At 69.4% G+C, this 12,412-nt stretch carries 14 protein-coding genes; 9 read left to right on the top strand and 5 right to left on the bottom strand.

Features of this window, described 5'->3' with window-relative positions; translation table 11 throughout:
* Positions 1 to 45: 45 nt before the first annotated feature.
* The 3 genes from xerD to AC1DVI_RS11740 form a co-directional block, all read right to left on the bottom strand.
* The gene (gene xerD / locus AC1DVI_RS11750; RefSeq protein ID WP_476958121.1) at positions 46 to 1,089 is read right to left on the bottom strand and encodes a site-specific tyrosine recombinase XerD; all 1,044 of its coding nucleotides are present in this window, start codon (positions 1,087 to 1,089) and stop codon (positions 46 to 48) included.
* A gap of 21 nt (positions 1,090 to 1,110) precedes the next feature.
* Positions 1,111 to 3,009, bottom strand: coding sequence for a hypothetical protein (locus AC1DVI_RS11745; RefSeq protein ID WP_476958120.1), 1,899 nt, complete (start codon positions 3,007 to 3,009; stop codon positions 1,111 to 1,113).
* A gap of 91 nt (positions 3,010 to 3,100) precedes the next feature.
* Positions 3,101 to 3,289 (bottom strand): hypothetical protein, encoded by a 189-nt coding sequence (locus tag AC1DVI_RS11740; protein ID WP_237904351.1) that lies wholly within the window; start codon positions 3,287 to 3,289, stop codon positions 3,101 to 3,103.
* 200 nt (positions 3,290 to 3,489) lie between these two features.
* On the opposite strand from AC1DVI_RS11740, the gene AC1DVI_RS11735 reads away from it, so the two are divergent.
* From AC1DVI_RS11735 to AC1DVI_RS11720, 4 genes are all read left to right on the top strand, one after another.
* Positions 3,490 to 4,125, top strand: a complete 636-nt coding sequence (locus tag AC1DVI_RS11735; RefSeq protein ID WP_476958119.1) for a shikimate kinase — start codon at positions 3,490 to 3,492, stop codon at positions 4,123 to 4,125.
* A gap of 7 nt (positions 4,126 to 4,132) precedes the next feature.
* A complete protein-coding gene (aroB, locus tag AC1DVI_RS11730) occupies positions 4,133 to 5,281 on the top strand; it encodes a 3-dehydroquinate synthase (protein WP_476958118.1) in 1,149 nt (382 codons plus the stop codon).
* Positions 5,282 to 5,394: 113 nt separating this feature from the next.
* Complete coding sequence (locus tag AC1DVI_RS11725) at positions 5,395 to 5,880, top strand: CBS domain-containing protein (RefSeq protein ID WP_149164137.1); 486 nt, start codon at positions 5,395 to 5,397, stop codon at positions 5,878 to 5,880.
* A gap of 124 nt (positions 5,881 to 6,004) precedes the next feature.
* The gene (locus AC1DVI_RS11720) at positions 6,005 to 6,616 is read left to right on the top strand and encodes a DUF2889 domain-containing protein (protein ID WP_149164136.1); all 612 of its coding nucleotides are present in this window, start codon (positions 6,005 to 6,007) and stop codon (positions 6,614 to 6,616) included.
* Here the strand turns inward: AC1DVI_RS11720 and AC1DVI_RS11715 are convergent.
* Together AC1DVI_RS11715 and AC1DVI_RS11710 are read right to left on the bottom strand one after the other, a co-directional pair.
* Entirely contained in the window at positions 6,580 to 7,047 is a 468-nt protein-coding gene (locus AC1DVI_RS11715; protein ID WP_476958117.1) for a ribbon-helix-helix domain-containing protein, read from the bottom strand. The two genes, AC1DVI_RS11720 and AC1DVI_RS11715, sit on opposite strands and share 37 nt — an antisense overlap.
* Positions 7,048 to 7,358: 311 nt before the next feature.
* Positions 7,359 to 7,631, bottom strand: a complete 273-nt coding sequence (locus AC1DVI_RS11710; protein WP_014239259.1) for a BolA family protein — start codon at positions 7,629 to 7,631, stop codon at positions 7,359 to 7,361.
* A 165-nt stretch (positions 7,632 to 7,796) separates the two neighbouring features.
* On the opposite strand from AC1DVI_RS11710, the gene AC1DVI_RS11705 reads away from it, so the two are divergent.
* The 5 genes from AC1DVI_RS11705 (at position 7,797) to cobT (ending at position 12,381) form a co-directional block, all read left to right on the top strand.
* The gene (locus AC1DVI_RS11705) at positions 7,797 to 8,381 is read left to right on the top strand and encodes a J domain-containing protein (protein WP_149164134.1); all 585 of its coding nucleotides are present in this window, start codon (positions 7,797 to 7,799) and stop codon (positions 8,379 to 8,381) included.
* Positions 8,382 to 8,454: 73 nt separating this feature from the next.
* Complete coding sequence (gene cobS / locus AC1DVI_RS11700) at positions 8,455 to 9,459, top strand: cobaltochelatase subunit CobS (RefSeq protein ID WP_014239256.1); 1,005 nt, start codon at positions 8,455 to 8,457, stop codon at positions 9,457 to 9,459.
* 13 nt (positions 9,460 to 9,472) lie between these two features.
* Complete coding sequence (locus AC1DVI_RS11695) at positions 9,473 to 10,111, top strand: ribbon-helix-helix domain-containing protein (RefSeq protein WP_476958116.1); 639 nt, start codon at positions 9,473 to 9,475, stop codon at positions 10,109 to 10,111.
* Positions 10,108 to 10,506 (top strand): PIN domain-containing protein, encoded by a 399-nt coding sequence (locus tag AC1DVI_RS11690; RefSeq protein WP_476958115.1) that lies wholly within the window; start codon positions 10,108 to 10,110, stop codon positions 10,504 to 10,506. Before AC1DVI_RS11695 ends, AC1DVI_RS11690 begins: the two co-directional genes overlap by 4 nt.
* A gap of 9 nt (positions 10,507 to 10,515) precedes the next feature.
* The gene (gene cobT, locus AC1DVI_RS11685; RefSeq protein ID WP_476958114.1) at positions 10,516 to 12,381 is read left to right on the top strand and encodes a cobaltochelatase subunit CobT; all 1,866 of its coding nucleotides are present in this window, start codon (positions 10,516 to 10,518) and stop codon (positions 12,379 to 12,381) included.
* The last annotated feature ends 31 nt before the right edge of the window (positions 12,382 to 12,412 follow it).

Genomic DNA, 12,412 nt, shown 5'->3' with positions numbered 1-12,412 from the left:
CCGGATTGGTATCTTTTGAAAGGAGCAACCCCTTTTAGCGCAACACTATTGCGTACGAACGGTTTTTCGCCGGGCCAGCGGGTGATGCTCGTGCACGACCTGTTTCAGCCGCTCCGACACCACGTGGGTGTAGATCTGGGTGGTGGCGATGTCGGCGTGGCCCAGCATCTTCTGGACCGAGCGCAGATCCGCCCCGCGGTCGAGCAGGTGGGTGGCGAAGGCGTGACGCAGCACGTGGGGGCTGACCTTCTCCGGGTCGATGTTCGACTCGATGGCCAGCTCCTTCAGCAGCTGGGCGAATCGCTGGCGCGTCAGATGGCCGTTGGTGGAACTGCGCGACGGGAAGAGGAAGGCGATCGGCCCGTTCTCCCGCCCGGCCAGGATGAAGTGGCTCCGCCAGGGCAGATAGGCGCCGAGCGCGGCGGAGGCCGGTTCGGACAGCGGCACCATGCGCTCCTTCCCGCCCTTGCCGCGCACGATCAGCCCGCGCCCGTCGCGCAGGATGGCCGCCATCGGCAGGCCGACCAGCTCCGACACGCGCAGGCCGGTGGCGTAGAGCACCTCCAGCAGGGCGACCAGCCGCAATCCCTCCGGCCCGCCGCGGGTCTGGGCGGAGTCGATCATCCGGGTGACCTCCTCCACCGTCAGGATCTTGGGCAGCGGGCGGCCCTGCTTGGGGCTGTCCAGCGCCGAGGCCGGGTCGTCCGCCCGCCGGTCTTCCGAGACCAGGAAGCGGTAGAACTGGCGCATCGCCGACAGGCGGCGGGCCAGCGTGCGCGGCGCCGGCTTCTGCCCGCCCTCCACATACTGGAAGGCGAGGTAGGCGCGCAGATCCTCCGTCCCCGCCTTCTCCAGCGGCTGGCCGCGCTGGGCCAGCCAGAGGGCGAGGTCGGCGAGGTCGCGCTCGTAGGCCATGCGGGTGTTGAGCGCAGCCCCGCGCTCCGCCGTGAGCATGTCCAGGAAGGCGTCGACATGGGGCGAGGTGGCGATCGGGCGCGGCTTGCAGGGGCGTCCGCGCCGCTTCGGCCGGGTTTGCGGCTGGGCTTTTGGCTGGGCTTTTGGCGGGGTCGTTTTGGGCATGGGACTCATCCGGCCAGGGCCGCGGCGGCTTCACGGGCGATGGCGCGGGCATCGCTGTCCAGACCCACGGCGCGCACGCGCCACCACCGCGGGCGGCGTGCCCGCCGGCCCGGCGTTGCCGAGCAGCAGCAGGGCGGCCAGCGCCGTCTCGCCGACGCGCCGGTCGGCGGCGGCCTCGACAAGCCGCTGCCACAAAGCGGGGTCTGCCATCGCGGGGCGGCTGTCGGCGGGCATGGGCGCCGTATCCTCGGGGTCGGCGGTCTTGCGCCACGCCTCCTCCGGCACGGCGACGCCCATCGCCTGGAGCAGGGCCAGCTGCCCGGCGACGCGACCACGGGCCTCCGGATCGGCGCCGCGCAGCGACTCGTCGAGCCAGCCGGCGAGGCCCAGCGCCCCACCGCCCGGTGGCGGACCCAGCGCGATGACGGCGAGCGGCCACAGCCGCGCCACCTCCGCCGTCGGGCGGCTGCGCAGGGCGAGGTCGTACCAGCGCTTGCCCTTGTCGGCCCGGCCCAGCGCGAAGCAGAGCCGCGCGGCGGCGGGGGCCAGGGCGGCGGCGTCCGGAGTCGGCGAGAGGGTGTCGAGCATGTCCGCCACCACCGCCCCCACCGGACCGCCCAGCATCGGCGGGTCGAGAAGCTCCAGCGCCAGCCCGGCCAGTTCCACCCGCCGCCCGCCCCCCATGGCGGCGAGCATGGCCTGCTGCACCAGCGCGCGGGTGCGGGCGGTGCGGTCGCGGGCCGCGGCGTCCTTCAGCCGCAGAAACTCGTCGCCCTTGGCCGGGGCGGCGCGGTACGCCTCCGCCAGCCGCCGGGAATCGAGGAACAGGGCGACGGCGGCGCGCTCCGCCGCGGTCGCCCGGGTCGCCGGGTCGGTGCCGTTGTAGGACGCCACCGCGGCCAGACGGGCCGGGTCGGTCAGGGACAGCACGTCCGGCGGCAGCGCGGCCTGGAGCGTCCGCAGGGCGGCCAGGGTCAGCGGGCTGGGGTCCTTCAGGCTGCGCAGCCGCAGCGTCGGACCGCCGGCCATCGCTTCGGCCACCCGCAGGAAATCGGGATCGCCGCCCGGCTGCTCGCGCAGCATCTCGAAGGCGAGGTCGTCCCCCGTCGGGGCGGCCCCGGCCTCGGTGGGCATTCCCCCGCCGATCCGTCCGGCGCGCAGGCGGCAGAACAGCGCCACCCGCTGCCAATAGGGGCCGGAGAAGGGCTTGGCGCGCTCTGTCGCGGCGGCGCAGTCCAGCGGGCCGGCGAGCAGTTCGGCGTCGGTCAGGGCGCGGGCGGCGGCCTCGTCGGCCATCATCGCCTCGGGAAGCAGCGCAGCGAGGTCGGCGGCCCCGCGCGGGTCGCCCATAGCCGCCAGCTTTTCCACCCGCAGCGCGCCGAAGCGGCGCGCCGGCTCGGGCTCGCCCGGAGCGGCGGCGGGCGAGCCGTGGCTGAGCAACAGGCGGCGCTGCAGCTCCTTCACGGCGGGCGACGGGGTAAGGGTGGGCAGTTCCGGCAGCAGGGCCAGAACCTCGGCGCGCGGGATGCCGCGCCAGGGGTCGCCGCCCAGCCCGGCGGCGCCCGCCAGAGGACCGGCGCCATCGGGGTCCAGCGGCCCCAGCGTCTCCACCGCGATGGCCGAGGGCGACGCAACGGTGGGCACCACGTCGAAGGACGGCGTATGGACGGGCACCGTCAGGGACAGCGGAGCAACGGACGGTCCCGGCGCGGCCAGCGGATCGTCCAGCGCCCGCCCGGCCCCGGCCCCAGCCCCGGCCCCGACGTCGGGAGCAGCCATCGTTTCCGGCGGCGGAAACAGGCGGATCGGCGGCCCGGAAGGCACGGCCTGGGTATAGGTCTGGGCCTGGGCCGGCGTCGCCGCTCCCATCAGGGCACCGGACAAAGCCAGGGCCAGAGGGGCCAGCACCAGAGGAGCTGCGGCAAACATGGAAACGGCGCCGGCACCGGCCCTTCCGCCCCGTGACGGAGCGGCGAACCGGCGGCGGCGCCCAGCGGCGTCCCCGTCGGCGTCCCCGGCGTCAGCGGGGGAACCGCTCATCCGGAATGACCTTTTCCACCGTCTTGGACGGTGCCGGCATGTCCCAGGAGGCAAGGAAGGCCATGCCACCCCCGATGACGAACAGGAACAGGACGAAAAGAATGGAAATAACCCGGCTCATGGCGATCGGAGTCGTGTTTCTGTGGAAGGAACGGCGGCGCTGTATCACGGTCTGCGTCCGTGCGGCTTGGGACAAGGGTGCGCTTTCATGCTAATCATCGCACACCGTCCGCACCGCTGGCCCGATGGCCGATGAACGCCGGACGTACCACTTTAGCCACGGGGGCGCCGCTGTGCAACATGCGCAGGCCCCTGCGACCGAATCGAACACCGGCACCCCGGTCTTGCATCAGGAAAGTTCACAGCACCATGACCGCCCGCCTACCACCGCAGGGACAACCGCAAGCCCCTTCGAAGATTCTGCCGAAGACGGTGGTGCTGGTCGGCTTGATGGGCGCCGGGAAAAGCGCGATCGGGCGACGGCTGGCCGCGCGGCTGCACCTGCCCTTCGTCGATGCCGACACGGAGATCGAGACGGCGGCGGGCTGCTCCATCGCGGAAATCTTCGCCCGCGACGGCGAGGCGGTGTTCCGCTCGGTGGAGCGGCGGATCATCACCCGGTTGCTGACCGAACAGCCGGTGCACATCCTGGCGACCGGCGGCGGCGCCTTCATGGACCCGGAGACGCGCGCGGCCATCCGCGCCCACGGCCTGTCGATCTGGCTGCGCGCCGAGCTGGACGTGCTGCTGGCCCGCACGGCGCGGCGCACCCACCGCCCGCTGCTGAACGCCGGCGACCCGAAAGAGATCCTGAGCCGGCTGATGACCGCCCGCTACCCCGTCTATGCGGATGCCGACCTGACGGTGATCAGCGACGAGCGCCCGCCGGAGGCGACCGTGGAACAGGTGATCGAGGCGCTGGAGGCGCATTTCGGCATCACCCTGCCCCACGCGCACCATCATCATCACCGCCACCCGGCGCACCACCACCACGACAAGCCCTGATTCCGCCATGACCTCAGACACCCCCGCTTCAGACATCCCCGCAGGCACCGACACCGTCCGCCTCGACCTCGGCCCGCGCAGCTACGACATCCTGGTCGGCGATCGGGTGCTCGACGGCGCCGGACCGCGCATCGCCGCGATCACCAGGGGCAAGGCCCCCATCGTCGTCACCGACGAGAACGTCGCTCCGCTGCACCTGCCGACGCTGGAACGCACGCTGCGCGAATCCGGCATCGAGCCGACCCAGGCCATCGTCCTGCCGGCGGGCGAGAAGACCAAGGACTTCGCCCATTTCGAACGGCTGATGGACGCCGTCCTGGCGCGCGGGATCGAGCGGTCGGCGGTCCTGCTGGCGCTCGGCGGCGGTGTGATCGGCGACATCACCGGCTTCGCCGCCGCCTCGGCGCTGCGCGGCATCGACTTCATCCAGGTGCCGACCACGCTGCTGAGCCAGGTGGACAGCTCGGTCGGCGGCAAGACCGGGATCAACAGCCCGCACGGCAAGAACCTGATCGGCGCCTTCCACCAGCCGCGTCTGGTCATCGCCGACACCGCCACGCTGGACACCCTGCCGCGGCGCGAGGTGCTGGCCGGCTACGCCGAGGTGGTGAAGTACGGGCTGATCCGCCTGCCCGGCTTCTTCGCCTGGCTGGAGGCGAACGGCGAGCGGGTGGTCGCCGGCGACAGCGACGCCCGCCGCCACGCCGTCACGGAAAGCTGCCGGGCCAAGGCCGCCATCGTCGGCGCGGACGAGCGGGAGAGCGGCGACCGCGCCCTGCTGAATCTCGGCCACACCTTCGGCCACGCTCTGGAGGCGGCGACCGGCTTCGGCTCCCGCCTGCTGCATGGCGAGGCGGTGTCGATCGGCATGGTTCTGGCCTTCGACCTGTCGGTGCGGCTGGGCTTGTGCCCGGCGGCGGACGCCGAGAAGGCGCGCGCCCATCTGGCCCGCGTCGGCCTGCCGGTCCGCCCCACCGACATTCCAGGCGTGGAGTGGGACGTCGACGGGCTGATCCTGTCCATGGCCAAGGACAAGAAGGTCAAGGACGGGCGCATCGCCTTCGTGCTGGTGCGCGCGCTGGGAGACGCCTTCACCCGGCGCGACGTCGATCCGGCGGTGGTGCGGGCGCTACTGGAGGATGCCGTCGCGGCCTGATGCGGTGCACCATAAGCCCTTGACCGTTGGGGTGGCAAACTGTCAGACTTCTCGACAGTTCCGATTCGCGTCCAAGGCGCAGCGGAATGCCGACCCATAAAGGGAGAAGGGACATGCCGAACCGCAAGCTCATCCCCGACGTCATCAAGGATCAGCAGCTCGTCTGCCTGTCCCCGGAGGCCAGTGTCCACGACGCCACCGTTCTGATGGCGGAACGCCGCGTCGCCGCCCTCTTGGTCACCCAGGACCAAGCGGAAGGCGGCCGGTCGCTGAAGGGCATCTTCACCGAGCGCGACCTTGCGGCCCGCGTCGTCGCCGCAGGGCGCGATCCGGCGGCCACCCGGCTGGCCGAGGTCATGACCGCTTCTCCCGACACGCTGGGGCCGGACGCCCACGCCTACGAGGCGCTGGACCTGATGGAGCGCCACCACTACCGCCACCTGCCGGTCACCGCGAACGGCGAGTCGGACGGCACGGTGATGGGCATCGTCTCCATCCGTGACCTGTTCGCCGTGGTCCGCGCCCATCTGGAGGACGAGATCCGCGACCGCGAGGCCTTCATCTTCGGATCGAACTACTCCGCCAGCGCTCCGCCCTGATCACCGAACACGTAATGCTGCAATGCGGCGGAGCCGGCTTGACCTGAACGCTGGCCCCACCGATATTCCTGGGTACGCCCCAACAATCAGGCCGTCCGAACTAGGCCGAACGTCAGAGAGCCCCATGCCGCTGTCCGAACCCGCCGCGCGCGAACCGATCCACACCCGGGAAGTCACCTGCCGGGGCTATCGGCGGACCGATGGGCTGTGGGATGTCGAAGGCCATCTGACCGATGTGAAGAGCTACGCCTTCCACACCGAACAGCGCGGCCAGATCCTGCCCGGCGACCCGGTGCACGGCATGTGGCTTCGCCTGACGGTGGACAACGACCTGACCGTCCATGCGGTGGAAGCGGTGACGGAGAAGAGTCCCTACCGGACCTGCGGCTCCGTCACCCCCAATTTCCAGCGGCTGGTCGGGCTGAAGATCGGTCCGGGCTGGACCCGCACGGTGAAGGAGCGGTTGGGCGGCATCCAGGGCTGCACGCATCTGGTGGAGCTTCTGGGGCCGATCGCCACCACCGCCTTCCAGACCATCTATCCCATCCTGGCGCGCGAGCAGGCCGACAAGGCCAGGGCGGCCGGCGGAGAGGCGGGCAGCAAGGAGGACATGCTGCGCACCAAGCGCCCGGTGCTTCTGAACACCTGCCACATCTTCGACAGCAACGGCGAGGTCGTGCGAAAGAACTGGCCAGACCACTACACCGGCGACCGTCCGCGCGACGCCGCGGACTGAGGCGGCGGCCGGGTCGGCCGGGACTCCGGTCGGGGCCGACTGGTCCTTGCCCGCTTTGCCGCCGGCGGCAAAGCCGATGCCGTGGTGCCGGCCCCGCTTTCGGGCCGGTCCAGCTCGTCGAGCGGCGGCAGGTCGAAGGGCGTGCCCACGAAGGGATCGCCGCCGCCATGCCCGGCCTTGACGTGGCCATCCTCGGTGCAGGCCCGGCGGAAATAGGCTGCGATGAAGACACGGACCGCCGAGGTCAGGGTGACCTCCGCGTTGTCCCCACCGGGGCCGCGCCGCCGGATCTGCTCGTCCAGCCGGTCCTTGATCAGCGTGCAGAGGCCGTTGACCGTCAGGCCCTCGCGGCGGGCGATGTCCTCCAGAGCGTCCCACATGGTCGGCTCCAGACGCATGCTCGTGCGGCGCCCGGCAATCATGATGTTCATGCTCTTCAGCGGTTCCACACACGCGTTGGGATTCACTGTTAACCGCTTCTTCGGCCCGCGCTTCGCCATACGCCGCCCTCTCCACGAACCCGCCGGACGACGCGCGAAAAGTGCATCGCCCACGGCGCATTGATTGGTTGCATGCGCCGCACTCTACTAAATACAGCGAGAATTGCAACCACGGCAGCACTCCAATTATGTTTGAAGACGGAAAAGAACCTCTAGTAGTTGCATGCGTATGTATGCATTTGCAGGTGGCACTTTTCCCTTGCTGCACGGGCGGCGGCCGGGCGTTCTTGTCGGCGTTGCTGTCAGCGAGCCTCCTCAGGAGTCAGCGTGGTCAGGCCGAGGGCGTGAACGCGCTCCGCCATTTCTTGGGCGAGCAGGCCATAGACCAGCCGCTGCCGCTCCACGCGCGACTTTCCGGCGAAGGCGGCGGAGACGATGGTGACGTGGAAATGCGTCTCGCCTTCCGGGTGGGCGCCGCCATGGCCGGCGTGCCGGCCGGAATCGTCCTGGATGTCGAGCCGCTCGGGGGCCAGCGCGTCGGTCAGCTTCCGGCGCATGCGGGTGGCGTATTCCATAGGGGTCCTCACTGGGTCTGGACTGGGTCGGGTTTGGGATTGAGGTGACGGCGCGGCACCGCTCCCGTCAAGACGCCAATGCCGCAGACCGGCCATTTTCCGCAGTCCGGCACCGCCCCCTTGCGTGCGCTTGCCAGAAAGGATGCCTCTTCCCATACTTCGCACATGAGCAAGCCACGCACCCGCCATGACTTCAGCCGCTACGACCAGCCGCGCACCGCCGTGCGCGCCTGCGATCATCCGGGCTGTGCCGGCGAGGGCGAGTACCGCGCGCCGAAGAGCCGCCGGCAGCTCAACGACTACTACTGGTTCTGCCTGGACCATGTGCGCGAATACAACCGCGCCTGGGACTATTACGCCGGCATGAAGCCCGAGCAGATCGAGGCCGAGGTCCGCCGCGACACCACTTGGCAGCGGCCGAGCTGGCCGCTCGGCTTCTGGGGGGTGCAGGAGAAGTTCCTGCGCGACCGCGCGATGCACGGCTTCAGCTTCGAGTTCGGGCGCGAGGCCGGCAAGGACCAGTCCGAGGAAAGCAAGCAGCGCCGGCAGGCCGCCCGCAACGCGGAGGAGGAGGCGCTGGTCGTCCTCGACCTCGCCCCGCCGGTGGATTTCCCGCGCATCAAGGCGCGCTACCGCGAGCTGGTGAAAATCCACCATCCCGACGCCAACGGCGGGGACAAGGCGGCCGAAGAAAAGTTGAAGGAGATCAATCAGGCCTACAACACGCTGAAAGCCTGCTATGGTGCGTAACCCCGACGGTTGGCCGGACCAGATTGGCCGGGCGGCCCCGACAACAGACACGTTGGAACGATAAGAACCTCCCATGCCTTCTCAAGGAGCCACCCAGGCCAGCTCGGCCCTGTTCGATCACGTTCCCGACATCACCCTGTCGGTGCGTCAAGTGTTCGGCATCGACAGCGACATGCAGGTGCCGGCCTTCAGCCAGCGCACGGAGCATGTGCCGGACATCGACGAAGCCTACCGCTTCGATCGCGACACGACGCTCGCGATCCTGGCGGGCTTCGCCTACAACCGCCGCGTCATGGTCCAGGGCTATCACGGGACCGGCAAGTCCACCCACATCGAACAGGTGGCCGCCCGCCTGAACTGGCCCTGCATCCGCATCAACCTGGACAGCCACATCAGCCGCATCGACCTGATGGGCAAGGACGCCATCGTCCTGCGCGACGGCGTTCAGGTGACGGAGTACCGCGAAGGCATCCTGCCCTGGGCGCTCCAGCACGCCTGCGCGCTGGTCTTCGACGAGTATGACGCCGGCCGCCCCGACGTGATGTTCGTGATCCAGCGCGTGCTGGAGGTGGAAGGCAAGCTGACCCTGCTCGACCAGAACCGCGTCATCCGCCCGCACCCGGCCTTCCGCCTGTTCGCCACGGCGAACACCGTCGGCCTGGGCGACACCACCGGCCTCTACCACGGCACGCAGCAGATCAACCAGGGCCAGATGGACCGCTGGAACATCGTGGCGACGCTGAACTACCTGCCGGTGGACGCCGAGGTGAAGATCGTCGCTTCCAAGGTCCCGGAATACGACAGCGAGGCCGGCCGCAAGACCGTGGCGTCGATGGTGCGTCTGGCCGACCTGACCCGCGCCGGCTTCATCAACGGCGACATCTCCACCGTGATGAGCCCGCGCACGGTCATCACCTGGGCGCAGAACGCCAACATCTTCAACGACATCGCCTTCGCGTTCCGGATCACCTTCCTGAACAAGTGCGACGAGGTGGAGCGGCCGACCGTCGCCGAATACTACCAGCGCTGCTTCGGCACCGAGTTGCCGGAGACGGGGGTTCAGGCCAACCTGGTGTGAGGCGGAGACGGCGATGGGGTTCATGGATTACGTTGTGGTCGGCCCAGACGGCGAACTGATGCTGCCGAAAGCCGTGCGCGACCAGCTTGGCTTAAAGCCAGGTGATTGCGCACGAATCGATGTCGATCCTGTACACCACCACATCGCCGCCCTTTCACGAAGCAACGAGCCGCTGGCAAGCCGGTCCATCATGGTCGGCAGGCACCGCACGAGCATGCGGCTGGAGCCGGCCATGTGGGACGCGTTGGAAGACATCGCGCGGCGCGAAGGGCTCACCGTCAACACGCTCTGCACCCAGATCAAGGACCGGCTGGAGGAGCAACTCCGGCGCCACGGCCCGGGTGCGGACAATGCGGAGGTCACCCTGACCTCGGCAGCCCGCGTGTTCATCGCCGCCTACTTCCGAAGGTGCGTTCTAGACCAGAAGCGCGGACAGACCGAACCCAGCGGACCAGACCCCTTCAGCGGAACACCGTTCGAACTTGCCGACGCCATGACAGGCTCGGCCGCCGCGTCGAGCGGGAAAGCCCAGGCCCGAAAGACCATCGATGATCTGATCGGGATGGGAGGAACCATTCATCGGTCCGTTTCGGTCGAGGAAATGAATGAAGCCGTTCGCCGACGGGCCGCCCAAAGGTTTCTTAAAGGATGATCGGAGTCGACACCAACGCTTTGGTCAGGCTCGTCATCAAGGACGATGCCGAGCAGGCGGAACTCGTCCGGACAACGGTTCGTCGGATTGTCGCTGATGGCAAGCGGTGCTTCGTCAATCGCATTGCGCTGGTCGAATTCGTCTGGGTCATGGAAAGCGTTTACGACCAGCCGCGCGCCGAAATTTCCAGGTTTATCGAAGCCTTCCTTGAAAACGGTGACCTGTGCATAGAGGATCGTGAAGCCGCGCAATGCGCGTTGGATCGCTACCGCAACAACGGGGCCGACTTTTCCGACGCGTTGATGGCAATTGGGAACCAGGACGCCGGCTGCTCCACCACCCTGACGTTCGACCGCAAGGCAGCCCGGCTGCCGGAATTCCAGATTTTGAGCTGACAGCCCGCCATGACCGACCGTGAAAACCCCGTCGAGGCCTTCAAGCGCTCCACCGCTGCCGCGGTGCGGGCCCTCTCCCGCCGGGCCGACGTGCAGGTGGGCTTCTCCACCGAGCCGCCCGGCGTCGCCGGCCTGCGCGTGCGCATCCCCACCCCGGCGCGCGACCTGAACCCCCACGACGTCGCCACGCTGCGCGGCGCGGCGGATGCGGTGTCGCTGCGGCTGCGCTTCCACGACAACGCCATCCATCTCCAGCGCATGCCGCTGGGCGACAGCGCCCGCGCCGCCTACGACGCGCTGGAGCAGGCCCGCTGCGAGGCGCTGGGCGCCAGCCACATGCCCGGTGTGGCCGCCAACCTGGAGGCGGCGCTGGACGAGCGCTACCACAAGCAGGGCTTCGAGCGGCTGGAGGAGCGCGAGCAGGTTCCCCTGCCCGAGGTGCTGCGCCTGATCGCCCGCGAGGCGATGACCGGCGCCGCCCCGCCCCCCGCCGCCGAGCACGCGGTCAGCCTGTGGCGCGGCTGGATCGAGGAGCGGCTGGGCAAGGATCTGCACGGACTCGCCGGCCACATGGCCGATCAGGACGCCTACGCCCGCGCCGTGCGCAAGCTGCTGACCGAGCTGGACATGGAGGTCGGCAGCGACCCCGACGAACAGCAGGAGCCGGAGGAGGACGAGCGCGATTCCGGCGAGAACGAGAACGAGCCGAACAAGGGCCAGACCCAGGGCGAGGACGACACCCAGAGCCAGGCCGAATCGTTGACCTCGCAGGAGACGCAGGAGTCCGACCAGGGCGAGCAGGCCGAAGAGGGCACCGGCGAGGAGGGCGACACCGAGATGGGCCAGGGCGAGGGGGCGGAGGAGCCCGCCGGCCCCGGCCAGCCCTGGCGCCCGGAGGCGAGCCGCCGCAACGAGCCCGATCCCAACGCCTACAAGCCCTTCACCACCCAGTTCGACGAGGTGGTGGGCGCCGCTGATCTGTGCGACCCGGAAGAGCTGACCCGGCTGCGCCACATGCTGGACCAGCAGCTCGTGCATCTCCAAGGCGTGATCTCCAAGCTGGCCAACCGCCTGCAGCGCCGCCTCCTGGCCAAGCAGCAGCGGTCCTGGGAGTTCGATCTGGACGACGGCATTCTCGACGCCGCCCGTCTCGCCCGCATCGTGGTGAACCCGGTCCTCCCCCTCTCCTTCAAGAAGGAGAAGGAGATGGACTTCCGCGACACGGTGGTGTCGCTGCTGATCGACAATTCCGGCTCGATGCGCGGGCGTCCGATCTCCATCGCCGCGATGAGCGCCGACATCCTGGCCCGCACGCTGGAGCGCTGCGCGGTGAAGGTGGAGGTGCTGGGCTTCACCACCCGCGCCTGGAAGGGCGGGCAGGCGCGAGAGCATTGGATATCATCCGGCAAGCCCGCCAATCCGGGCCGCCTGAACGACCTGCGCCACATCGTCTACAAGGACGCCGACCAGCCCTGGCGCCGCGCCCGCAAGAATCTCGGCCTGATGCTGCGCGAAGGCATCCTGAAGGAGAACATCGACGGCGAGGCGCTGATGTGGGCGCACAACCGCCTGATCGGGCGGCCCGAGCAGCGGCGAATCCTGATGGTGATCTCCGATGGCGCGCCGGTGGACGACTCGACCCTGTCGGTCAACGCCGGCAACTATCTGGAGCGGCACCTGCGGCAGGTGATCGAGTACATCGAGACCCGCTCGCCGGTCGAACTGGTGGCCATCGGCATCGGCCACGACGTGACCCGCTACTACCGCCGCGCCGTCACCATCGTGGACGCCGAGCAGCTGGGCGGCACCATGATGAACAAGCTGGCCGAGCTGTTCGACGAGGACGACCGCCGGGGCCGCAGCGGCTGGCGGTGAGGCCGAAGACAGGTCCGGAAACGACAACGGC

The sequence above is a fragment of the Azospirillum sp. P4_B5 genome (assembly GCF_056402275.1).
The sequence above is the reverse complement of the archived record's forward strand: the minus strand, read 5'-3'. Positions and strand labels throughout refer to the sequence as shown.

Coding starts and splice junctions, on each gene's coding strand:
- AC1DVI_RS11690 (WP_476958115.1), top strand. CDS start 10,108: ATGATCGGAGTCGACACCAACGCTTTGGTCAGGCTCGTCATCAAGGAC.
- AC1DVI_RS11735 (WP_476958119.1), top strand. CDS start 3,490: ATGACCGCCCGCCTACCACCGCAGGGACAACCGCAAGCCCCTTCGAAG.
- cobS (WP_014239256.1), top strand. CDS start 8,455: ATGCCTTCTCAAGGAGCCACCCAGGCCAGCTCGGCCCTGTTCGATCAC.
- AC1DVI_RS11745 (WP_476958120.1), bottom strand. CDS start 3,009: ATGTTTGCCGCAGCTCCTCTGGTGCTGGCCCCTCTGGCCCTGGCTTTG.
- AC1DVI_RS11720 (WP_149164136.1), top strand. CDS start 6,005: ATGCCGCTGTCCGAACCCGCCGCGCGCGAACCGATCCACACCCGGGAA.
- aroB (WP_476958118.1), top strand. CDS start 4,133: ATGACCTCAGACACCCCCGCTTCAGACATCCCCGCAGGCACCGACACC.
- AC1DVI_RS11710 (WP_014239259.1), bottom strand. CDS start 7,631: ATGGAATACGCCACCCGCATGCGCCGGAAGCTGACCGACGCGCTGGCC.
- AC1DVI_RS11715 (WP_476958117.1), bottom strand. CDS start 7,047: ATGAACATCATGATTGCCGGGCGCCGCACGAGCATGCGTCTGGAGCCG.
- AC1DVI_RS11705 (WP_149164134.1), top strand. CDS start 7,797: ATGAGCAAGCCACGCACCCGCCATGACTTCAGCCGCTACGACCAGCCG.
- AC1DVI_RS11725 (WP_149164137.1), top strand. CDS start 5,395: ATGCCGAACCGCAAGCTCATCCCCGACGTCATCAAGGATCAGCAGCTC.
- xerD (WP_476958121.1), bottom strand. CDS start 1,089: ATGAGTCCCATGCCCAAAACGACCCCGCCAAAAGCCCAGCCAAAAGCC.
- cobT (WP_476958114.1), top strand. CDS start 10,516: ATGACCGACCGTGAAAACCCCGTCGAGGCCTTCAAGCGCTCCACCGCT.
- AC1DVI_RS11695 (WP_476958116.1), top strand. CDS start 9,473: ATGGGGTTCATGGATTACGTTGTGGTCGGCCCAGACGGCGAACTGATG.